General features: G+C 41.7%; 25 protein-coding genes. 6 read left to right on the top strand and 19 right to left on the bottom strand.

Annotated features, from left to right (window positions below):
* Positions 1–39 precede the first annotated feature (39 nt).
* Positions 40–924, top strand: coding sequence for an L-serine ammonia-lyase, iron-sulfur-dependent, subunit alpha (sdaAA, locus tag IGI54_RS03735; RefSeq protein WP_071863213.1), 885 nt, complete (start codon positions 40–42; stop codon positions 922–924).
* 99 nt (positions 925–1,023) lie between these two features.
* Here the strand turns inward: sdaAA and IGI54_RS03730 are convergent, their stop codons facing one another.
* From IGI54_RS03730 to rpmG, 8 genes are all read right to left on the bottom strand, one after another.
* The gene (locus tag IGI54_RS03730; protein ID WP_430621197.1) at positions 1,024–1,953 is read right to left on the bottom strand and encodes a metal ABC transporter solute-binding protein, Zn/Mn family; all 930 of its coding nucleotides are present in this window, start codon (positions 1,951–1,953) and stop codon (positions 1,024–1,026) included.
* Positions 1,943–2,797 (bottom strand): metal ABC transporter permease, encoded by an 855-nt coding sequence (locus IGI54_RS03725; RefSeq protein ID WP_071863211.1) that lies wholly within the window; start codon positions 2,795–2,797, stop codon positions 1,943–1,945. The genes IGI54_RS03730 and IGI54_RS03725 overlap by 11 nt, the downstream gene beginning before the upstream one ends.
* On the bottom strand, positions 2,787–3,536 hold the full coding sequence (locus IGI54_RS03720; protein ID WP_071863210.1) for a metal ABC transporter ATP-binding protein: 750 nt from the start codon (positions 3,534–3,536) through the stop codon (positions 2,787–2,789). Before IGI54_RS03720 ends, IGI54_RS03725 begins: the two co-directional genes overlap by 11 nt.
* 141 nt (positions 3,537–3,677) lie before the next feature.
* Positions 3,678–4,784 (bottom strand): lactate oxidase, encoded by a 1,107-nt coding sequence (locus IGI54_RS03715; protein ID WP_216429670.1) that lies wholly within the window; start codon positions 4,782–4,784, stop codon positions 3,678–3,680.
* Between the two features lie 75 nt (positions 4,785–4,859).
* Entirely contained in the window at positions 4,860–5,717 is an 858-nt protein-coding gene (locus IGI54_RS03710; RefSeq protein WP_430621196.1) for an alpha/beta fold hydrolase, read from the bottom strand.
* Between the two features lie 147 nt (positions 5,718–5,864).
* The gene (nusG, locus tag IGI54_RS03705; protein WP_071863235.1) at positions 5,865–6,407 is read right to left on the bottom strand and encodes a transcription termination/antitermination protein NusG; all 543 of its coding nucleotides are present in this window, start codon (positions 6,405–6,407) and stop codon (positions 5,865–5,867) included.
* A gap of 96 nt (positions 6,408–6,503) precedes the next feature.
* Positions 6,504–6,674, bottom strand: a complete 171-nt coding sequence (gene secE / locus IGI54_RS03700) for a preprotein translocase subunit SecE (RefSeq protein WP_071863207.1) — start codon at positions 6,672–6,674, stop codon at positions 6,504–6,506.
* A gap of 12 nt (positions 6,675–6,686) precedes the next feature.
* Positions 6,687–6,839, bottom strand: coding sequence for a 50S ribosomal protein L33 (gene rpmG / locus IGI54_RS03695; RefSeq protein WP_071863206.1), 153 nt, complete (start codon positions 6,837–6,839; stop codon positions 6,687–6,689).
* A 243-nt stretch (positions 6,840–7,082) separates the two neighbouring features.
* Here rpmG and cbpA point away from each other — a divergent pair, with 243 nt between their 5' ends.
* Positions 7,083–7,724 carry a cyclic di-AMP binding protein CbpA gene (cbpA, locus tag IGI54_RS03690; RefSeq protein ID WP_071863205.1) on the top strand — a complete coding sequence of 214 codons (642 nt, stop codon included), beginning with the start codon at positions 7,083–7,085 and terminating at the stop codon, positions 7,722–7,724.
* Positions 7,725–7,763: 39 nt separating this feature from the next.
* Here the strand turns inward: cbpA and IGI54_RS03685 are convergent, their stop codons facing one another.
* Entirely contained in the window at positions 7,764–8,264 is a 501-nt protein-coding gene (locus IGI54_RS03685; protein ID WP_071863204.1) for a QueT transporter family protein, read from the bottom strand.
* 197 nt (positions 8,265–8,461) lie between these two features.
* On the opposite strand from IGI54_RS03685, the gene IGI54_RS03680 reads away from it, so the two are divergent.
* Positions 8,462–8,761, top strand: coding sequence for a hypothetical protein (locus tag IGI54_RS03680; protein WP_430621195.1), 300 nt, complete (start codon positions 8,462–8,464; stop codon positions 8,759–8,761).
* A 164-nt stretch (positions 8,762–8,925) separates the two neighbouring features.
* Positions 8,926–9,915, top strand: a complete 990-nt coding sequence (locus IGI54_RS03675; protein ID WP_313630475.1) for a diacylglycerol/lipid kinase family protein — start codon at positions 8,926–8,928, stop codon at positions 9,913–9,915.
* Between the two features lie 27 nt (positions 9,916–9,942).
* Here the strand turns inward: IGI54_RS03675 and recD2 are convergent, their stop codons facing one another.
* From recD2 to IGI54_RS03655, 4 genes are all read right to left on the bottom strand, one after another.
* Positions 9,943–12,342 carry an SF1B family DNA helicase RecD2 gene (recD2, locus tag IGI54_RS03670; RefSeq protein ID WP_430621194.1) on the bottom strand — a complete coding sequence of 800 codons (2,400 nt, stop codon included), beginning with the start codon at positions 12,340–12,342 and terminating at the stop codon, positions 9,943–9,945.
* A gap of 14 nt (positions 12,343–12,356) precedes the next feature.
* Positions 12,357–13,013 carry a histidine phosphatase family protein gene (locus IGI54_RS03665; protein WP_071863200.1) on the bottom strand — a complete coding sequence of 219 codons (657 nt, stop codon included), beginning with the start codon at positions 13,011–13,013 and terminating at the stop codon, positions 12,357–12,359.
* A gap of 57 nt (positions 13,014–13,070) precedes the next feature.
* Positions 13,071–13,577: a tRNA (uridine(34)/cytosine(34)/5-carboxymethylaminomethyluridine(34)-2'-O)-methyltransferase TrmL gene (gene trmL, locus IGI54_RS03660; RefSeq protein WP_216429664.1), complete on the bottom strand. Its 507-nt coding sequence runs from the start codon at positions 13,575–13,577 to the stop codon at positions 13,071–13,073.
* Between the two features lie 541 nt (positions 13,578–14,118).
* Entirely contained in the window at positions 14,119–14,946 is an 828-nt protein-coding gene (locus tag IGI54_RS03655; protein ID WP_430621193.1) for a methyltransferase domain-containing protein, read from the bottom strand.
* 134 nt (positions 14,947–15,080) lie between these two features.
* Here IGI54_RS03655 and IGI54_RS03650 point away from each other — a divergent pair, with 134 nt between their 5' ends.
* On the top strand, positions 15,081–15,716 hold the full coding sequence (locus tag IGI54_RS03650) for a copper homeostasis protein CutC (protein ID WP_430621192.1): 636 nt from the start codon (positions 15,081–15,083) through the stop codon (positions 15,714–15,716).
* Between the two features lie 62 nt (positions 15,717–15,778).
* Here the strand turns inward: IGI54_RS03650 and IGI54_RS03645 are convergent, their stop codons facing one another.
* Positions 15,779–17,227 (bottom strand): glycoside hydrolase family 1 protein, encoded by a 1,449-nt coding sequence (locus IGI54_RS03645; RefSeq protein ID WP_430621191.1) that lies wholly within the window; start codon positions 17,225–17,227, stop codon positions 15,779–15,781.
* Between the two features lie 157 nt (positions 17,228–17,384).
* Between IGI54_RS03645 and IGI54_RS03640 the strand changes: the two genes are divergently transcribed.
* A complete protein-coding gene (locus IGI54_RS03640) occupies positions 17,385–18,185 on the top strand; it encodes a MurR/RpiR family transcriptional regulator (protein ID WP_430621190.1) in 801 nt (266 codons plus the stop codon).
* A gap of 19 nt (positions 18,186–18,204) precedes the next feature.
* Here the strand turns inward: IGI54_RS03640 and IGI54_RS03635 are convergent, their stop codons facing one another.
* The 5 genes from IGI54_RS03635 to IGI54_RS03615 form a co-directional block, all read right to left on the bottom strand.
* Complete coding sequence (locus IGI54_RS03635) at positions 18,205–18,645, bottom strand: NUDIX hydrolase (RefSeq protein WP_071863196.1); 441 nt, start codon at positions 18,643–18,645, stop codon at positions 18,205–18,207.
* Between the two features lie 40 nt (positions 18,646–18,685).
* Entirely contained in the window at positions 18,686–20,056 is a 1,371-nt protein-coding gene (mgtE, locus tag IGI54_RS03630) for a magnesium transporter (RefSeq protein WP_071863195.1), read from the bottom strand.
* A gap of 196 nt (positions 20,057–20,252) precedes the next feature.
* Positions 20,253–21,146 carry an RluA family pseudouridine synthase gene (locus IGI54_RS03625; protein ID WP_430621189.1) on the bottom strand — a complete coding sequence of 298 codons (894 nt, stop codon included), beginning with the start codon at positions 21,144–21,146 and terminating at the stop codon, positions 20,253–20,255.
* A gap of 1 nt (position 21,147) precedes the next feature.
* Positions 21,148–21,951 carry an NAD kinase gene (locus IGI54_RS03620; RefSeq protein WP_071863193.1) on the bottom strand — a complete coding sequence of 268 codons (804 nt, stop codon included), beginning with the start codon at positions 21,949–21,951 and terminating at the stop codon, positions 21,148–21,150.
* The gene (locus IGI54_RS03615) at positions 21,923–22,588 is read right to left on the bottom strand and encodes a GTP pyrophosphokinase (RefSeq protein ID WP_216429660.1); all 666 of its coding nucleotides are present in this window, start codon (positions 22,586–22,588) and stop codon (positions 21,923–21,925) included. The genes IGI54_RS03620 and IGI54_RS03615 overlap by 29 nt, the downstream gene beginning before the upstream one ends.
* Positions 22,589–22,619 lie beyond the last annotated feature (31 nt).

Raw genomic sequence — 22,619 nt, 5'->3', positions numbered from 1 at the left:
TATGAACGTATTTTTATATTATAGATTGGAGGAATTGGCATGTTTTATACAATCCAAGAGCTTGTCGAACAAGCAAAGGATTATCCGACAGTTGGCGAATTAATGATCGCAACTGAAATGGAATTAACGGATCGTACGCGGGAAGAAATCATTGCGTTGATGGAACGCAATTTAGAAGTAATGGAAAGTTCGATTGAAGAAGGCATCGAAGGTGTGACTTCGGTAACGAAGATCACTGGCGGCGACGCGAAACGAATGAACGACTACATCGAAAGCGGTAAATTTATGAGCGGTGAAACAATCTTGAAAGCCGTACGTAACGGGATCGCCGTCAACGAAGTCAATGCAAAAATGGGCTTGGTCTGCGCGACGCCAACTGCTGGTAGTGCCGGTGTTTTACCTGGGGTCTTAATGGCGGCTCGGGAAAAATTGGAATTAAGTCATGAAGAACAACTTGATTTTCTATTTACTGCCGGTGCATTTGGTTTAGTAATGGCCAATAATGCTTCTATCTCAGGGGCTGAAGGCGGCTGTCAAGCCGAAGTTGGTTCAGCTAGCGCAATGTCCGCGGCGGCTTTAGTGGCCGCGAACGGCGGGACGCCTGAAATGGCTTCAAACGCTTTAGCGATCACTTTAAAAAATGTGATGGGCTTAATCTGTGATCCAGTGGCTGGCTTAGTTGAGGTTCCTTGTGTAAAACGGAATGCGATGGGCGCTTCTCAAGCCTTCATCTCAGCCGATATGGCGCTTGCCGGTATTCGCAGTGTCATCCCACCAGATGAAGTCGTGGAAGCCATGTACAAAGTAGGCCGCGCGATGCCTCAGATCTTTAAAGAAACCGCTGAAGGCGGCGTAGCAACAACTCCTACTGGTTTACGCTTGAAACGTCAAGTCTTTGGCGAACCAGAAAAAGCAACCGTTTAATAAGAGGTTGGGTTAGAAGTGTTCCACTTAGTTCCGAAGAAGCTACTTCTGGCCCACCGTTTAACCGTAAAAAGCAGCTGGAAATCCAGCTGCTTTTTCTTATTCCATCAAACCTTCATGGATCTTTTCTAGATTCCATTTCATCATTTTATAATAGCTATCCCCTGGCTCCCCTTTTTTGGCCAACGAATCGGTATACAGCTCGCTATAAATCGGCAGATCAACTTCTTTTGAAAGTCGTTCCATACTCCGTTTATCCACACTCGTTTCGACAAATAATGATGGTACCTTCGACGCACGAACCTTTTCAACTACTTGTTTCATTTGCTCTGGTGTTCCTTGACTTTCCGTATTGATTTCCCAAATATAAGCAGCAGTTAAATCATAGGCCTTAGAAAAATATTTAAAAGCCCCTTCGCTGGTAACCAACAATTTTTTCTCATCTGGAATGTCAGCAAACGCATCTTTTGCTGTCGTATCCAGCTCTTCTAATTGCTTAATATAAGCTTCTGCATTTTTCTGATAATGGTCTTTGTTCTCTGGGTCTTTTTCACTTAACACGTGTTGGATTTCTTTAACATACAAGATTCCATTGGAAATATTCAACCAAGCGTGGGGATCTTCTTGCTTCGTATTACCGGTTAAGTGAATCGGTTCAACTTCCTTGCTGACCGCAAAGTAATCTTCATTTTCTTTCTTATCCGCTGTTTCCATCAATTTATTAAACCAACCGTTTCCCGTTTCTAAATTGAGCCCGTTATAAAAGACAATGTCTGCTTCACTAGCCTGCTTGATGTCTTCAGGCAAAGGTTCATACTCGTGGGGGTCTGTCCCAACTGGCACAAGGCTTTTGACACTGACTTGATCAGCCCCCACTTCTTTGACCATATCTGCAATAATTGAGTTTGTTGCAACTACACTTGTCTTTTTAGAATCGTCTGACGCTGCGTTTTCTTCATCCTTTGTTCCGCAGCCTGCCAATAACAACAAGCTTAAAATCCCGACAAAAATTATTTTTTTATGCTTCATTTAATTGCTCCTTTCTTAGTTGTTGAATCAAGCCCTTGGTAGGCGAAAATAGGAAAGCGGCGATGAAAAAGATCGCTGCCGCCATAACAATTGTCGCACCAGAAGGCAAATTGTAACTATAACTAAAATATAACCCGATGATGGCACTCAATACCCCGAATAGCGTTGATAATCCCACCATCACAGAAAGCTTATTGGTCAATTGATAGGCGGTAGCCGCCGGTGTAATCAGCATAGCAATGACCAGGATCGTTCCAACGGTTTGTAAAGAAGTGACCGCTACTAACGTCAGTAAGAACATCAGTCCATAATTAATCAAGCTAATATTCCACCCATAAGACTGCGCCATTGTCGGAGCAAAAGAGGTCAATTTCAGCTGCTTGTAAAATAGTAAGACCGCCAGTACCACAATTCCCATGACAATCGCGGTTAAATACATATCAGAATCGCGAACAGCCAAAACATTCCCGAACAAAATGTGATACAAATCCGTCGCACTGCGAGCAAAGGAAATCAAAATAATTCCTAACGCAAAGAAGGAACTGAAAACTATTCCGATCGCCGTATCGTTTTTCAAGCGGCTATGTTTTCCAACGAATCCGATTAACCCCGCTGAGACAATCCCGAAAAACGTTGCACCAATAATGTAGCTGCTACCCAGCATATACGAGATCGCAACACCAGGTAAAACCGCATGGGAGATTGCGTCTCCCATCAAGGACATTCCTCGCAAAATGATAAATGAACCGATCACACCGGCGGAAATTCCCACCATGATCGAAGTAATCAATGCATTTTGTAAAAATTGATAATTCGTCAAGCCTTGAATGAACTCATGAAGCACGTTCAACACCTCCTAGCTGTAACATTTGAGTAATTTCTGACCCATAAGTTTTTTCCATATTTTTGGTCGTGTATGTCTGATTCACTGGTCCTGAAGCAATCAATCCTTTGTTTAGCAAGATCACTTCATCAAAGTAATCCGTTACTTTGTGTAAATCATGATGTACGATCACGATCGATTTCCCTTCATCCCTCAGTTCTTTCAACAGTTCGATAATGATTTTCTCGCTCGTCGCATCGATCCCAGCAAAGGGCTCATCTAATAAAATCCATTCAGCCTGTTGTGCTAATGCTCGTGCAATGAAGACACGCTGTAATTGCCCACCAGATAGCTCACTGATTTGACGCTCGGCAAATTCGGACAAGCCAACTTTTGCTAAACAGTCTGAGGCGAAAGCTTTTTCCTTTTTTCCTGGTCGTTGAAATAGTTTTAAATGAGGATAGGTTCCAAATAGAACTACGCCAAAAACATCAATCGGGAAACTTAGATCGATATCTTGTCTTTGTTCCACGTAAGCAATTTTCTTGCGCTGCTTTTTTAATTTGTCCGCTCCATACAAAATCGTTCCTGATTGTGTCGGAACCAACTCCAAAATACCTTTCATCAATGTTGACTTTCCCGCACCGTTTGGCCCGACGATACCGGTTAGTTTACCTGGCGATAACGTGACATTGACTTTTTTCAAAGCAATTTTTCCGCGATAGGCAACGGTTAAATCTTTTACTCGAATCGTTTCCATTAAACATCCCACTTTTCTTTTTAGGCTTACCTAACTTTTTATTCATGATAAACTAAAAAGAAAGCGTACGCAAGGAAAATGCAAAAAAAAAGCTTCCACAAGAAACATTTCTTGTGGAAGCTTCACGTTAATTATTTAAAACTATTTTGCGTCGTTTAATTTTGTATTTTTTACTTCTTCGATGGTTCTTGTTCCCGCAAGCTGCATTGTGATAGAAAGTTCTTTGTTCAAATGATCAAAGACAGACTTCACGCCGGCTGCTCCACCAAGATTCAAGCCATAAATGACTGGACGACCAATCGCTACTAAATCTGCTCCGCTGGCTAAAGCTTTGAAGACATGTTCGCCACGACGTACGCCGCTATCAAAAATAATTGGTACACGTTTATTCACGACACCTGCGATTAACGGTAAAACGTCAAATGATGCAGGTCCACCATCTAATTGACGACCGCCATGATTTGAGATCCAAATACCGTCAGCACCAGCTGCGATGGCAACTTCAGCGTCTTCCGGTGATTGAATTCCTTTGACAAGGACTGGTAAATTTGTTAAATCTTTGATCTTTTTGATATCTTCAGGAACGAGTCCTTGTTTGGCTGCAGCATAAATTTCAGCGATCCCTTTTCCTTCGCCGTCACCACTTGCGCTTTGTTCGCTGTAAGCAGCTAAGTTCGGCATTGGAAGTGGAAATTGGAAGTTATTCACGATATCTTCTTCACGGTAACCGCCTAAGGTTGAATCAGCAGTTAGGATGATTGCTTTTGCCCCAGCTTTAACAGCTTTGTCTAAAATAAATTCGTTGAAGCCATCATCTTTACTCATGTAGATTTGGAAAAATTGTGGTGCTTCAGGTGCAGCGGCAGCCGCATCTTCCACGGTTGTATTTGCATAAGTACTGATTGAAAAGATTGAGCCCGCTTCGGCAACGCCTTTTGCTGTATCTGCTTCACCTTTTTCGTGAGCCAAACCTTGAGCTGCAGATGGTGCTTGGATAATTGGTGTTGCTAATTCGATATCCCAAAGTTTTGTGCTTAGGTCTGCATGATCCACACCACGTAAGACACGAGGCATGATTGTTTTATTATTAAATGAAGAAGTATTTTCTTTCATTGTCCATTCGTCTTCTGAACCGCCGCGAATATAGCCAAACGCACCTTTGTCCATACGTTCTTTAACGCGTCCTTCTAATGAAGCGATATTTACGATTTCAACTGGATGTTCTTCGTTACTTGTTTGATAAGCCATGATAAAGTCCTTCTTTCTTTCGATTACATGAGTTATCATAATACTCTTACAAAAAGTAAGCAAGCGATTTGTCTCCTACTTCCATAAAAAGTTAGCGACCGCTTGATCTACCTGACGATTTTCATGGAGTTGACTGTGTTGCGCGTTGGCTCCAGTGAAAATCTGGTACTCGATTGGATTGCCATGGGCCTTCAATAAAGAATAAGTCGCTAAGGCACTATTCAGCGGTACAGTCCCATCAGAAGTAGCTTGCTCATTCAATTTTCCAGCTAACATAAGAATCGGTAGTTGACTCGGTACGTTTTCAACCCCATTACGATAATCAACATAACGGCTGGCTGGTTGACTCGGGCCATTTTGCAATAGCTCTTCGACTGATTGTTGATTGGCGGTATCCGTAAAATCATTGAAAGGCGCGCCAATCGAAATAAATTTTCTGATCGTTGGTGCATCGTTTGGTTGGCCGTATGTCGTTAAATAGCGTAACGAGCTGACTCCCCCCATTGAGTGACCAACCAGATTCACTTGATCCACTCCTTGTTGCTTCAAATACTTCAAAACACCATAAATCCATTCTGTTTGGTTCCATTCATTGTCTTTGTTTGCCACGAATAACACTTGAATGCTAGGATTGTCTTTTTGCTTACTTAATTGACCATCCACCTGCAGCGTGCCATCAGGTTGGACCGTAATGAGCATTTCTTTTTTAGTCTTTCCATCGGCTGTCAAACGCTGAATCATTCCACCAAAGGAATTGATCGTACCACCATAGCCATGGATAAAGACAGTTGGCACGTCACTTTTAGGATTTGCTGGTCGCGCTTTGCTAGTAGTTGTCTGTGTCTCTGCGTTATTCTCAACGGCTTTATTTCCACAGGCAGTTAGCGTTACTAGCGCCATGAACCCTATTAGAAATAAAAAAATTTTTTTCATCTCACTAACTCCGTTTCCATAATAAAAATTCTCTTTCAATATCCCATTTAGCATACTGACTCGAATCAGATAGTTCAACTAAAACGAGCCGCTTTAGAAAAACTTTTACAATAAAAAAAGCTGAGACAAAAGCCTCAGCTAAACGTGTTAAATTTTGTCGATTTGATCGAAATCTAATTCCGTACTTGTCTCACGACCAAACATATCAATATTGGCTTTCACCTTCGCACGTTCATCATCAATTTCAGTGATGACCCCTTCAAGACCAGCGAAAGCACCCTCGATGATTTTAACGGTTTCGCCAAGTTCAACTTCAAGATCATTTTGACGTGTGCTCATACCGATCGAGCGTAAAATATGATTGATTTCCTCTGGCATCAATGGCGCTGGTTTGCTTCCGGCACCGTGTGAACCAACAAAGCCAGTCACGCCTGGTGTATTACGAACAACATACCAAGAATCATCGGTCATGACCATTTCAACTAACACATAACCTGGGAAAGTTTTGTGGACGATTTCCTTTTCCTTGCCGCCTTTAACTTCTGTTTCTGTCTCTTCAGGAACGACTACTCGGAAAATATAGTCCTCCATCCGCATACTTTGGGCACGTGATTCTAAGTTTGCCTTCACTTTGTTTTCATAGCCGGAATAAGTATGTAATACATACCATTGTTTTTCAAAAGATTCCATTTTCGCCATCGGCTCCTCGTTCTAAAATAAAAAAACCTCAGTGCTCCCAAGGTTTTTTCTCTCAAATAGTATAACATGCTTTTTTTGAATTGGCTACTAGCGAATGATCAAATTGACCAATGCTTGGATTGCTGTGTCCATAATGAAAAACATCAAAGCAAAGATGATCGCCGTTTCGATAACGACTAATGAATCATGACGTAATTGTTTTTTAGAAGGCCATGAAACAAGCTTCATTTCTTCTCTCACACTGCGTAAAAAATTCAATCTGAAATCCCCCTATTTGGTTTCTTTATGCACTGTATACTGATTACAATGCTTGCAAAATTTATTGATCTCTAAACGCTCACCGCGTTTGCCTTCACTGACTGATTTCGTGTAATTTCTTGACCCGCAAACAGTGCAGGCTAGAGCCGCTTTTTTTGTTGCCATAGCGATCTACTCCTAATTCTTGTTAATGTTTTTTTGAAAATAAGGTGGATGACCAAACGCCATAATCGTTGATATCCCCATAAAGTCACAAGCTTACATTATCATCTATCGAATTCTCTGTCAATCTTCCTTTATAAGATTTATTTTTTGCTGAATTCAAACGACCTCGAGAAAGAATTTCTTTATCAGATAGAATATGATAATATAATGAAAGAATGAATTGCTTTATTGGAGGGTTATTGGATGTTATTAAAAAGTCTTGTTTATCCTAAAGAGAATTTGACCACCATTAATGAATCAACCACGCTGCAAGAGGCACTGGATACTTTAGAAGGTACCGGGTTTCGTTGTGTGCCGATTCTTGATGAGAGTAATCAAATTTTCCGCGGCAATATTTATAAGATGCACATTTACCGGCACAAAGCAAATGGCGGCGACATGAGTCTGCCAGTCACCCATTTGCTCAAAAACGCAACAAAATTTATTTCTTTAGATACTTCTTTTTTTAAAATCTTTTTTACGATAAAGGAATTGCCTTATATCACCGTCTTAGATGAGAACCATCATTTTTATGGTATTTTGACTCACAGCACATTGCTGAATATGCTTTCTCAATCTTGGAATATTCAAACAGGAAGCTACGTCTTAACGCTCGTCTCTTCTGGTAAACAAGGTGATCTTGCTACCATGGCTAAAATTATTTCAAAATTTACTCCCATCGCCAGCTGTATTACACTTGACGTTGGTAAAGATTTCAAAGGCCGCAGAACCTTATTTACCCTACCAGCAGGTGTGGATGAAAATAAATTAAATCATATCATTGACTACTTGGAGCGTAAGCATTTTGAAATCCAAGATGTCGAAGCCTTGTCAATGCACGAATAACAAAAATGACTGAGCCCGAATCTGGGTCCAGTCATTTTTTTATAATTGCTGTTTAAAATGCAGGCGTTTATCTAAATAAAACATGATCGGTGCTGAAATGGTCATAATGATCGCTTCACTTAAAGCCGTCCAGCCATAGGTTGGCCAAAAAGGCAACTGTGCCGTTAAGTTCAGCATCCAGGCAATCATAAACATGCTTCCGCTAAAGAATAAAACATTCAAGGCTAAGCGGACTTTGGTATTTTTAATGACATTCTGTAATAAGGCCGTTAATGATAGTGCCAATAAGGTTTGTCCACCGCCAAAAACAACATCCAGCCACCCCATGCCAAAGATCGCATTGTAGACGACGACCCCACCGAAAATTCCCCACAAAAATTTGCGATTGAAAACGACTAAATGGTTCAGGCTTTCTGAAATACGAAATTGGATCGCTCCTGATGCGACTGGCGAGACTAAAATCGTCAGCGCTAAGTAAAGCGCCATAATGATTCCGTTGGTCACGACGACATTGACCCGTTTTTTTTCTACTAAATTCATTCTTATCCTTCTTTCTCCAAGTTTTTTTAAAGCGGGATGGTTGATGAACCGCTTCGCGTATTATAACACAATTTAAGGGAAGGACAAGTTTTCAAAAAGCCTGTTTAACAAACGGACGGCGGCAAAATTGAATCTTTCTAGCATTCGGTGATACAATTTAAATATAAGAATTTTTTTACGAATGAGAGGTGTTTTCATTGCTAGGAATCGATAACGAACTCGAACAATTATATGAAGAGGCCCAACAAAACAAGGTTGCCATCCTTAAGGCCCGCTGGACCAATGGCAATTATGGCTGCTGCAGTACGCGGGCACCGCTGGTGGAAAAATATCGGATCGAATATACACCAGAAAAAAAAACGCTCTATCTTTGGGGGAAATTAGCAGTCACCATTGATCAAGCAACGCAACAGGCGGAAATCTCATCTGAATACTCCCCTTCAAATTATGAAAAGAAAGTCATCACGTGGTTTAGCGAACGGGCGAAGCGATCCTAATGGATAATGCTTAAAATACCTACTCTGTTGGAGCAGGTATTTTTCGTGTTCTTACGAATGTTTTTTTATACCGGATTTCACGGCTTCGGAGAAATAAAATGATTCAATTTTATACAGTTCAGCCCTTCACTCTGTTATAATCAGTTTCTGAAAGGATCGAGAACATGAAATTTCATTATCATTTATTAATCAATCCCGCAGCCGGTAGCGGCAACGGTGGGAAAAAAGCCGAGAAAATCATTCAATTATTAGATGATGGCAACTATACATATACGCCTTATTACACAGAAAAGCCTGGCGACGAAAAGGCTCTGGTGGAACGCTTAGGTGCCCTACTAAGCCCTTGGTCGGCAACCTGCGAAGAGGACCATCTTGATAATTCTTTCCACCTGCTAGTAGTGATTGGCGGCGATGGTACCTTGCATGAAGTGGTCAACCAGTTTTACAGCTTAGGCCTGGAGCTGCCAGTTAGCTATATCCCAGCCGGATCGGGAAATGATTTTGCCCGCGGCATCGGGTTGTCACGTGATCCTGAGAAAGCCTTTGAACAGATTACTTCCGCTTTGCAGCCTCAACCGATCAACGTCTTTCGTTATGAAGAAAAGATTCGAGAAGAATCCGGTTTAGTGCTAAATAATGTCGGGATTGGTTTAGATGCATTAATCGTTGCAACAACCAATGCTTCGACTTCTAAAAAGGTCTTGAACAAATATCATTTAGGTTCAGCCTCCTATGCTCTTTATTTAGTCAAAGCAATCTTAACGCAAAAGACGTTTCCGATTTTAGTGGAACTGAATGGGCAATCCTTAAACTTTGAACGTACCTTCTTATGTACAACGACCAATATTCCGTATTTTGGCGGCGGCATCGCGATTGCGCCAATGGCTGATCCGAAAAAAGATACGATTGATCTCGTCGTGGTTGAAAAGCCCAATCTTCCTGCAATCTTACGCTTTCTCATCCAGTTGCTACGCAAAAAGCACACAGAAAATAAACACTACAAACATTTTACTAGCAGCCGAATTCGAATCGTTTCCGTCGTTCCCCAACACGGACAAGCAGACGGTGAAAATATGGGCGAGCGCTCTTTCGATATCAATTTTTCAACCGCTACCCAATACATCTGGTATGCAGACAAAAGGACGGAAAAATAAATCCTCGGATTTATTTTTCCGTCCTTTTTACATAAACATCGCTGGTGTCATACCTTCCATTCCAATCATTGGATCAATGGTTTGCGCGGTAATTATTTGAGGTGTCAAAATGGTCGGGCCTTTGGTTTCAGATACGGGCTTTTCTAATACTTCAAAAGGTGCTTCCTTCGGTTTTTCCGGTGCGTCGGCAGTCCCTTTAGTGATTCGTTCAATCAAAGTCGTCTTTCGTACGGCCGATTCTTTATTGACACAAGCTTGAAAGGCTTCCTCTTCACCTAACAAGATCAACAAATCCTTGCTACGAGTCACCGCCGTATACAATAAATTTCGTTGCAACATGCGAGAATACTGCTTCACCATCGGCAGCAGTACCATTTTGAACTCGCTGCCTTGCGCTTTATGGATCGAACAGCAGTAAGAGAGTTTGATCTTGTTCCATTCGGAGCGTTTATAGCTGACTTCATTGCTGTCAAATTGGATCACTAATTCATCGACTTTATCTTCCGATTCCTTCGCTGAAATGATCCCTACGATCATCCCCATATCGCCATTGAACACATTCAGCTCCGGATTGTTGACTAACTGTAAAACTTTGTCTCCAATCCGATAAACAACATCGTTCCACTGAACTTCTTTTTTACGTCCATCGTTAGGATTGAAAATTTCCTGCATCATCTTATTGATCGCATCGATCCCTGCTGGTCCGCGATACATTGGTGCTAAGACTTGAACATCTTGGGCAGTGTAACCTTTCTTCTTTGCTCGCTCGACGATCTGCTTAACCACTTCTTCCATTTGAAAGGCGTGACAAGCAATGAAAGAGCGATCCTTTTGATTTTGTCTGAAATCTTGCGGCAGCTTGCCATCTTTGATTTCATGCGCCAGTGGAATAATCGAAGAGCCATCCCCTTGACGATAAATATCCGTCAGTTCCATTTTAGGAATCTCAGTAATCTGCAGCAGATCATGAAAAACTTGTCCCGGGCCCACGGAAGGTAACTGATCCTTGTCTCCTACAAAAATGACCTGCATATTATCAGGGATTGCTTTTAACAAGGTATTTGCAAGCCATGTATCCACCATCGACATCTCGTCTACGATTAACAAGCCACCATCTAATTCTTTGGCTTCGATATCAGGTGTCTCATCGTTGGCATTCAAGCCTAGTAATCGGTGGATCGTACTGGCAGGCAAACCGGTAGTTTCATTCATCCGTTTGGCCGCTCGTCCAGTGGGAGCTGCTAATAAAATCGGAAAGATCGCGTTGGTATAGTCTTTCGGGTCTAAAGATAACTCATTCAACTCAGCGAATAATTTAACGATCCCGTTGATCACCGTGGTTTTCCCCGTTCCGGGACCTCCAGTTAGGATAAATAGCGGTGAACGAATCGCTTCTTTGATCGCTTGATCTTGTGAGTCACCATAAGTAATCTTTAATTGCTTTTCAATGATTCGCAATTTTTTATCCACTGTTTTTTGCGGATAATTAATTTCCTTTTTACGAGCTAACAACCGTTCAATGGAAGAAGCAATTCCCCACTCACTGTAAAACAACGTGTTTTCATAGATTTTGGTTGCTTCTTGCTGAATTTTTTCTTCTTCGACTAGCTGAATAATCATCGTCGCAATTTGATCGGGAGCGATCTCAACAGGTCGCGTGGTTTCTAATAATTGCAAGACCTCGGTTAATAATTGCTGAGCTTCCACATAAGTATCTCCACTTTGGTTGGCATCTTCATTAACTTGATGAAAAATCGCCGCCCGAATCCGCTGTGGACTATCCGCCGCGATACCCAACTGTTCTGCCAAGCTGTCCGCCTTTTTAAAGCCGATTCCTTCGATATCCTCCACTAGCTGATACGGATTTTCCGCGATCACATCCAAAGCTTCATTACGATAGGTTTGAAAAATCGCAAAGGAGAGCTGACTGCCAAAGCCATAGCGCCCTAAACCCATGATAATTTTTTCCATTCCGTGATTTTGCCGCAGGGTTTCGACGACGACCTTCTGTTTCTTGGCATTCAGATTGGGAATCCGAGCCAGCACCGCTGGATTTTCGATGATCTCATCGATCGCTTCCTCACCTAATACCTCAATGATTTTTTCAGCAGTCTTTTTACCAATCCCGGGAAATTTTTCGCTAGATAAATAATTGATCAACCCATTAGCCGAAGTTGGATGCGCCTGTTCGTAGCTTTCCACCAAAAATTGTTTTCCATAGCGAGGGTGTTCAACAAAATGCCCCAAGAAGCGATATTCTTCATCTTCTTGCACATCGCCAAAGCTGCCTGTAACGACGATTTCCTGTTCGAGATAATCGCTATTGGTCTCGCTGACTTTTACCAGCAGAACTTTATAAAAATTGCTGGGGTTTTGAAAAAAGATGGCTTTTAGCGTGCCTACGATGTATAACTGTTCTTCCGACATTTTGTCCCTCCTTCTTAAAGTAATGAGTCGGGTTTCGAGCCTGTTCCTGCTAAAAAGCTGACATCATTCCATTGGATCATTTCATACGGAGGCTGGCTAGATTTTGCCTCTAAAATGGTCAAGCTATTGTTGTATAAACCACCCATATCACGTAATTCTGCTAAGGGTTTGCCGGTTAAAGCCTGGATCGCCGCGGTCAGTGCCGCTCCATGACCGACAAAAAGCAACGGACCCGTTTGGGCTTTCGCTACTGCTTCTGCAACAAAATCATTAATCCGCTTCAACATGTCTTCAATTTTTTCACCTTCAAAAGGTGTTGGATCATAAAGATCCAAATGATTCCGCAGATTCACCATATCTTTTGGATAACGCTCTTCGATAACCGGGATTAATTGCCCTTCAAGCGTTCCTAAGCCTAATTCCCGTAAATCATCCGTCCGGATAATCTCCGTCGGCTGCGCTAATTGTTTATTGATGCCTTCTGCCGTCAAATAGGCCCGCTTCAAACTGCTTGTATAGATTTTCTCAAAGGGGATATCTTTTAATTGTTGACCTAAGGCTTTGATTGCTTCGACACTCTCAGGTAATAAAGGCGAGTCTCCCATCATGCCTTGAAATCTTTTTTCATCGTTCCAACGGGTTTTTCCGTGGCGGGTAAAATAAATTTTCATCCAATCCAGTTCCTTACTCTTTAGATTTCGTTCCTAATTCGTTGACTAGCCATTCACTTAGTCTAACTTATCGTGTTCGTAATGGTGGGTCAATTCTAACTGCGGATAATCTTGCTGGCGCAATGCTTCGTAAACCACCAGCGCTACTGTGTTAGACAGATTCAATGAGCGAACGTGTTCATCGTTCATTGGAATCCGTAAACATTTATCCTCGTTTTCCCGCATAAATTCTTCCGGCAAACCTGTAGTTTCTTTACCAAACATGAAAAAATGATCGGCATCATCTGTGTAATCCACTTCTGAATAGGTTGCATTGGCGAATTTTGTAATTAAATGCAGTGGCTGATCACCTAAGTACTCAAGAAAAGCCGCTAAATCTTTATGATAAGTGATGTTCACATCATTCCAATAATCAAGTCCTGCTCGTTTTAGATGCTTATCGTCCGTTGAAAACCCTAACGGCTCGATCAAATGTAGTGGAGAATTTGTTGCTGCACATGTACGGGCGATATTTCCGGTATTTGCTGGAATTTGTGGTTCAAATAATACAATATGATTGGTCATGCTAGTACCCTTCTTCTTATTAATTTATGATCTTTGCTGGTTTACAGCTTGTTTTATTAGGTAAATGACTGGTGGCGGAACTGCTGAAGCAGAACTGACAGCTAACTCACAAGTGCTGTTGAATTTTTTCAAAACCCAAAAAAATTCCTTATCCTCGTACGCATACGATTCCACTGATCTCGCTGAAGCGCGAAGTGGAACTCGCCGTCGTCTTAAAGCATCGAGGAAATAAATTTTTGGCAAAATTTATTCCTAGTTACGCCGACATATCATTCTGCTAAACTGCTCTTGCCTTAATATTCTCAAACTCGTAGATTCTGGTTTATTTGTATACACTGCGAAAAGCAGAACTGACAAAAAAAAACGTACCAACTCGGTGTCTAGCACGGCGAGTCGCTACGTTAGTGAAGCACTTTTCACTAACTTTTATCAGAACAGGAACCTGATAAAAACCAATGAAAAACAACTTGTTGCTACTATAACATCACGAAGTCACAAATGCAACCTTCTGTTTTCACAAATTTCAATGAAAGCGATTACTCTAATGCCCCTTTAATATCTCGACATCAACCGTTATTTTCTTTAACGGGTTCGCGGCTAAATTCGCTTTTATTTCTGGTGAGACTTGCCATTCAAGGGGTGACATCTCTAAGAGGTCCAATCGGTTATTTTCTGGAATTTCAAATTCATAGGTGACACGTTCCCGTTGGTCAATGGTCATTTCCTCTGTGAAACGTTGAATAACTGCCTCGTTGGAATAACTTTCGCCTTCTGGTCGATAGACTGCTCGCAATTCTTTTAAATAGTTCGTTTGTGGAACGATCTTAACCACACAGCCGTTAGGATTCAATACGCGTTTGAACTCACGGTACTGGGAAGGTGAAAAAATGTTCAAGATTGTATCGAAGGATTGATCCGCAAAGGGTAAATTCGTCAGATCCGCCACACACCAAAATGCGTCTATAGGCTGATTGCTGGCTAAATAAATTCCTTCTTTAGCAATATCAAAACCGATCGTCACAGGATTTTCATTCAGCTGATTGATCTGCTGCAAGAAACTGCCTTCTCCGCAACCGACATCCAGTACATTCCCTGTTTGCATCAGTTCGGTGATTTTTTCGACCACTGGCTGATACATGCCGGAACGGATCATTCGGCCTCGGGGCGCAAACATTTCCTGATCATAATCACTTTTGATTTGATGATCTAAAAAATAAAGTGTGCCCTTCTTCGCTAAGTCAAAACGATGACCATTCCCACAAGTTAGACTTTTTTCTTTTTGAATCATTTCGCGGTGGCATTTTGGACAACGAAACAGTGCTTGCTGCTTAGCCAAAAAATTTGCGCCCCGTTCAATTTTTTTTAACATTTTGCCACTTCCTTTTGGTTATCATAGCATAGTTTTTTTATTCCTACTATCGTCGAGATATGCTAAACTAGTTGCGGAACAAGAATAGATTTTTTTAAGGGACTATTTTAGATGAGAATCAAGGAGGCTATTTAATGATTAAAGAATTTTGCGCTGAAAATTATACAAACATCCCTCAAGCAATCAAAGCTGGAGCGGGTCGGATCGAGTTATGTGACAATCTAGCTGTTGGCGGAACAACACCAAGTATCGGCGTGATTGAAGAAGTCTTAGCTTTCACTAGTGAAAAGCACGTACCAGTGATGACTATGATTCGTCCTCGTAGCGGAAATTTTGTCTATAATGATATTGAATTAAAAATCATGGAAAATGATTTGATCCATGCGAAAAATGCTGGAACGGACGGGGTTGTTTTTGGCTGTTTGACACCGGAGAATGAGGTTGATGAAGAAGCGCTGGAAATGCTTTTAGGCAATAGTGAAGGCTTATTGACGACCTTCCACATGGCTTTTGATGAGCTTTCCAAAGAAGAGCAATTCAAAACGATTGATTGGTTCGCTAAACTAGGCATCGACCGGATTTTGACTCACGGCGGGCCATTGAACATCTCCATCGAAGACAACTTGCCTCATCTAAAAGAATTGATTGATTACGCAGCGGGGCGGATCATTATTTTACCTGGCGGCGGGATCAATGCCGACAACGCGGAAAGAATTGCTGAGACTTTAGGCATCAATGAAGTTCATGGAACAAAAGTCGTGAAATTTTAGAAATTCAATAAAAAGGCCCGCAACAGTCATCAAAAAATGATGCTGTCGCGGGCCTTTTTTGTTTAGCCTAAGTCTTCGCCGTTTGTGGCGATGACTTCTTTGTACCAATAGAAGGAATCCTTTTTCAAGCGCTTCAGTGTACCGTTGCCTTGATCGTCTTGATCGACATAAATAAAGCCGTAACGTTTCGCCATCTCACTTGTGCTGGCGCTAATTAAATCAATACAGCCCCACGGTGTGTATCCCATCAACTCCACCCCTTCGTCGATTGCCTGCGCCATTTCCTTAATGTGATCTCTTAAATAGTCAATTCGATAACTATCATGGATCTGCCCGTCTTCGGTGATAACATCTTTCGCACCTAAACCATTTTCAACAACGTACAAGGGAATCTGGTAGCGATCGTATAATTTATGCAGTGTGATTCGTAGTCCCAAAGGATCGATTTGCCAACCCCAATCGCTGGTTGCTAAATACGGATTTTTCTTTGAACCTAAAAGATTACCGGCGGTTTCTTCGCCAGCTTTTTCATGAGAAGCGATGCTGCTCATGTAGTAGCTGAATGACATGAAGTCAACGACGCCCTCTTTCAAGATTGCGTCGTCTCCTACTTCTTTTTTTATTTCAATTTGATGTTCACGGAAAAATTTATCCATGTAACGCGGATAATAGCCGCGGATCTGTACATCGGAATAGAATAAGTTCATCTGATCAGCCTTGATACTTTCCATCACATCCAACGGATTGGAGGTTTCAGGATAGGCTTCTTGGCGCGCCAACATACAACCAATCTGGGCATCTGGTAACATTTCGTGACACGTCTTGACCGTCAAGGCACTGGCGATGAACTGATGGTGAGCCGCTTGAAATTGTGCCTCGAGCATATTGTCCGTTTTATCCGCCAATAAGCCACCGCTTAGATAACCCGTCATGCCAATAATATTGATTTCATTGAAGGTCAGCCAATACTTGACCTTTCCTTGATAGCGTTTAAACAAGACTTTTGCATAGCGTACAAAAGCATCGACTGTTTCGCGACTTTCCCAACCATTTTGTTTTAAAGACAAGGCTAAAGGAAACTCATAGTGGGAAATCGTCACTAAAGGCTCGATCCCATAGTTCAAACACTCGTCGAAAAGCGCATCATAAAATGCCAATCCTGCTTCGTTTGGCTCACTGTCGTCGCCATTTGGAAAAATTCGCGGCCAAGAGATTGATAAGCGAAAAGTTTTGAAGCCCATTTCCGCAAAGAGCGCGATATCTTCTTTATAACGATGATACGAATCGATCCCAAAACGTTTCGGATAAATTCCCTCCGTATCATTTTTCGCAAATTCTATTTTTTCTGTAGTCATCGGTTGTAGCAGTGAAAGGTTAACTTTATCAGGATTTTCCTCAAAAAGTGCGGTATCCGCTGTTGACCAACCCTTTCCATCTTCTAAGTAGGCGCCCTCCCATTGATTTGCGGCAACGGCTCCGCCCCATAAAAAGTTATCTGGAAATTTACTCATCTTCTCATCCCTTCTAAACAAATAGTGTATAATTGTCTTTACTTTATTAGTCTAGCACAAATGGAAGCGGTTCTAGTTTCAGCTTGGCCGATCCATTTTCTTTTTCGGCATATATTTTCATATTTACGAAAATGATTCAAAAAAAAGGAGTATTCCTATGTTTCCTATTTATGAGTTGTTCAATTACTTAAATCGACACACTTCTGATAAAACTTATTCGAAAATTATTGTCTATCTGTTTACCCATCAAAAAGAGCTCCAACACTTAACTATCTCGCAAATCGCGAAACGCTGCTTCGTTTCACCAGCTACGATGACCCGTTTTTGTCAGGCCTTTGGCTTTTCTTCTTTTTCGCATCTGCGAGAAGCACTAACAATCAACGAACGGATGAAAAGCTATAATTCATTAAGAATGAGGGAAGCGGACTTTCGACAGTTACAAGAGCAGCCAGAAGTCTTCCTAACCAATTACGCTGCTGAAATCACGTTAGCTTCAAAAGATATTCTTGATAAAATAGATTATCCCGCAATCGATCAATTACTTGAAAAAATCCAGCAAGCTGAAAAAATTATTTTGATCGGCTACACTACAACATTAGAACTGGCCCGTAATATGCAAATCGACTTTAGTGCTTCAAATAAATTGATCCATGTACCTGAAAACGAGGACCTGCAAAAGGCCGCGATTCAGCAAGCGGACGAACAAACCGTGATTCTTGTGCTTTCGTCTTACGGAACTATTTTAACCAGCCATATCGATTTAATTAATCAAATCAGTCATTGTCCAGCTTATTCCGTCTTGATCACTCAGCATACGCAAAATCTAATGACCAATCTTTTTGATCAAGTTCTCAATTTAACTAGCACCAATTATGTCCAAATCGGAAATTATCCGCTGGAATTTTTCTGCGACTATTTTGTCCGCCGCTATGCCAGTTTAAACGAAAAAAGAAAATGATGCGCAAACAAGCTGCGAATCATTTTCTTTTTTCTTTGATAAAGCTTTTCAATTTAAACAGCCACTTATTTTCTTTTAGGCGCAAGCGTACAGGAAAGCGCCCAGTTAAATAATCTTTGATTTGGCGTTGACGATCCGGATAGACATTCAGCGGCAGATTATGAATATCAAAGAAGCTGAAATCCGCATAATCATGAGACTCCATTCGACTTTGAGAAACAGTTTCTTGCACCTTGTATACATACGTGATCTCTTCATGATGTTCTTTGGTGTAGATCCCGATCAAATCCTCCACAACACTGTTAAAAGAAAGCAGCTCAGAGATCAAGCGGCGCATCCCGTCTCGCTCATTTTCATTCGGCAAAAGGTCCCCTCCTGGTAAATCCCAAATGGGCATTCCCGGACGGCGAACCAATAAAATCAATCCGTTTCGGATAACAATGGCATAAGCTTTTTTCAAAATTTTTCACTACTTTCAGCATATGTCTTTTGATAATAACTCAGTGATTAATAAACCGCTCCATAAACAAACTAGCAATATTAAAATAAATCAGCACACTCGTTAAATCACTTAACGTAGTTATAAAAGGACCACTGGCAACCGCCGGGTCAAAGCCTAAGCGCTCCATGATCATCGGAATCCAGCTACCAGCCAAGTTGGCAACCGTGATTGCGGCCATCATCGCCGTGCCAATCACAAAGCCTAAGATAAAATTATGTTTCCAAATACCAACGATAATAAAAATCGTCACACCCGTCACAAAACCGGTTACTAGCCCCGTTAAAATTTCTCCTAGAATCATTTTACCAAAATTTTTCTCATTATTATCGGCAATTGCCAAGCGTCTCACCGCCACGGCTAATGATTGAGTTCCGGCATTTCCTGCCGTTCCGGTAATCAAAGAAATAAACACCGCCAGAATACTCGCTTTACTTACTAGTTCTTCATAATGATTGATCAAGGTTGCTGTCGTCATTCCTAAAAACAGCAGTGTGATCAACCAAGGCAACCGCCGTGATGCTGACTTAACCGGATTTTCATCGACTTCTTCAACATTGACCCCGGCCAAACCAGAGTAGTCGCTGGCCGCTTCGTCATCGATTACGTCAATAATATCATCGACTGTCACGATTCCTAATAAATGATCATCATAATCCGTTACCGGCAGTGCCAGAAAGTCATAATCCCGGAAGGTTTGAGCGACATCTTCCTGATCGTCCCCAACATGCACCGCGATCACTCGTTCACTCATGACATCAGACACCATCGTATCGTCATCATTAACAATTAAATCCCGTAACGAAATAACGCCGACTAATTGATTGTCATCATTTACTACATAAGTATAGTAAATCGTCTCGGCAATTTGGGCTTCTTTTTTCAAAACATACATCGCCGAACGCATCGTTTGATTCGCTACAATGGACACATACTCGGTAGTCATCAAAGAACCGGCAGTATCATCTTCATAATGCAGTAAATCGCGAATTTCATTGGCATGTTCAGAGTCCATCAAACTTAAATATTTTGCAACTGGTTTCTTCTCTAACTCATTCAGTAAATCCACCGCGTTATCGGTGTACATTTCTGATAACATATCCGCCGCGTATTGCGGGCGCATTTCATTCAAATACTCATCAACATGTTCATCATCTTCTTCGATCACATCAAACATATCCGCCAGTTCTTTCGGCGACAAGTACGAGTAGATCAGGTGACGCTCATCCTGGTTTAACGATTGATAAAATTGACCTTGATCATAGAAGTGCATTTCTAAAAATCCATCACGGAACTCCTGCAAATGATTCTGGTGCAGCTCCTCCCGTAATTGCTGGAAAAGCGCTTCTAATTCCTCCTGGTTGTCATCCATCAATCTCACCTCGCTCATTTTTATGAATTATTTTTTCTTTACCGAAAAAATAGTTTGATGTTCACTTCGGATACCATTCTGCTAATAACTAAGGGTCTCTCGCTTTGGTGCCTCAGCATTTTGATTCACCCTTCATCACTAACTCCTGCTAAAAGCAGAACTGGCAACCTCGCTCATTTTTATGAATTTTTTTTAATTATATTTTATTCGCTATTTTAGCCATATCAGGAGCTAAAGGAAGCTCTAATGCAATTCTTTCACCGCTAAACGGATGAATAAATGATAGCGCGTAGCAATGTAGCGCTTGCCGTTCGATCCCTAAATCCATCGCGCCGCCATACAGCTCATCTCCCAACAAAGGACAACCAATCGCTGAAAAATGCACGCGAATTTGATGGGTTCTGCCCGTATGGAGCTGGATATCGACTAAGGCGAAATTGGCACCTCGTTTAGCTAACCAATATTCCGTTTCTGCCTGTTGACCGGTCTCAATCACCTGACGTTTTATCAAAGAAGACAAATCCCGACCGATCGGTAAAGCAATCGTGTCATGGTCTTGCAAGCTAGCAATCGTTCCTGAAACCAACGCCTGATATTTTTTGATAAAGCGTTTCTGTTGTAGTTCTTGATCCAGCTTTGCGTGGGCAAATCCATGTTTTGCAAAGAGCATCAAGCCTGAAGTATCTCGATCCAAACGCGTCACGACATGTACGACTTGGTCCGGATAATTTTGTGCGACATAATAGGCCTTGACGCGATTCGCCATGGTCCCTCGTGGATGATATTGCGCAGGGATCGACGCGATCCCTGCCGGTTTATTGACGACTAATACATGCTGATCTTCAAAAACGATCTCGATCGGCACGTCGTCTGCCAATAACGTTTCATGAGGCTCCTCGTCTGGAATCACAACAGTTACCATATCACGGGTATTTAAAGAAAACAAGACGTTTTGCTCCGTCTGATTGACGAAAATTTTTCCACCTTGAAATTTAATTTTAGCTAGTAATTTTTTTGAGATACCTTGATGACGTAAAAATGTCCGTACAAGCAATCTCTCTTGTCCTTGATAAGTCCATTCGAATTTCATGTTAGTCCTCTCGAATAAAGGCATCCTTCACGCGATGCCAAAAATGCATATGCCGATAGGACGCGAAATGAATTCGTTCATCGGCGATTTTGTATTTAATTGAAACAACTTCTTTACTATTTATATCTAATTGGTCAATGGTAATCAAATGCTCTCCGCTGCTTTTCAATTGGACATCGATCCATTCGTGAGAACCGATAATACTTGGCGAGCCAAGTGTCCGAAAGACCCGATTATTTAAAGAAGCGATCTCCGCCAACTGCATCGCGTTGATACTAGGATGAACCACTGCTCCACCAACACTTTTATTGTAGGCCGTTGAACCGGTTGGCGTGGAAATGGATAGGCCATCTCCCCGGAAGCGCTCAAATAATTCTTCCTTAATATAAACATCCGCGACCATCGTGCGACTCCCTTTTCTGATCGTCGATTCATTCAGCGCTAAAAAATGCTGGTGCTGACCGTCGGCTGATGTGACCACGATATCCAGTAACGGATAGCTGACACTTTTTCCTTGTTCGTCACTTAAACTGTTTACCAGTTCAGGCAATTCGTAATCACGCCAGTCCGTGTAAAAGCCAAGATGTCCTGTATGGACTCCTAAAAAGCGCACTTCATCTAATCGATGGCTATAACGATGAAAAGCCGACAGCAAAGTACCGTCTCCACCGATAGTAATCACTAGCTGAGGATCACGATCTACAATTTCTAAATCGTCTTTCATCGCCAGTAAGCCGCGTAACCGTTGGAGGACGCGAATCGATTTTTCTTCTTGGTTATGGATGATCCCGATCCGTAATACCACGCTGTCTCACTTCCTTTTTTTGTTCCTTACGATTAAACAAGTGTTGTGCTTCTTGGATTTCATCACGAATGCTAGACATTTCTTCATCTAGTTGATAAGCTGCCTCCGCCGCCCGAAACAGGCGTTGATCAATATCTTCAGGAATTTGTCCTTTATATTTATAATTCAATGAGTGCTCGATTGTTGCCCAAAAATTCATAGACAGCGTTCGGATTTGGATTTCAGCCAAGAGCTTCTTCTCGCCCTCTAACATCTGGACAGGGTATTCAATCACCAGATGATACGAGCGATAGCCGCTGGCCTTACGATTAGTGATGTAATCACGCTCCTGAATAATCTTCATATCATTACGTCGGCGCAAAATACCCACGACTAAATGAATGTCCTCCACAAACTGGCACATGATTCGCATACCCGCCATATCAGACATTTCATCTTCCAACCGATCTAAGGCAATCCCTCGCAACTCAGCTTTATTTAAAATACTTTCAACGGGTTTTACCCGACCTGTAACAAATTCAATTGGAACATGTTCACCGCTATTGCGGTACTGTTTTCGCAATCCTCGCAGCTTAATTTTTAACTCAGCAACTGCTAATTCATAGGGGGCAAGAAATGTATCCCAGTCTCTCTCCATCGCAAATCCCTCGCTTCTTTTTCCATTCCTT

The organism is Enterococcus sp. DIV0800 (genome assembly GCF_050559735.1).
Lineage (GTDB): Bacteria > Bacillota > Bacilli > Lactobacillales > Enterococcaceae > Enterococcus_A > Enterococcus_A devriesei.
The sequence above is the reverse complement of the archived record's forward strand: the minus strand, read 5'-3'. Positions and strand labels throughout refer to the sequence as shown.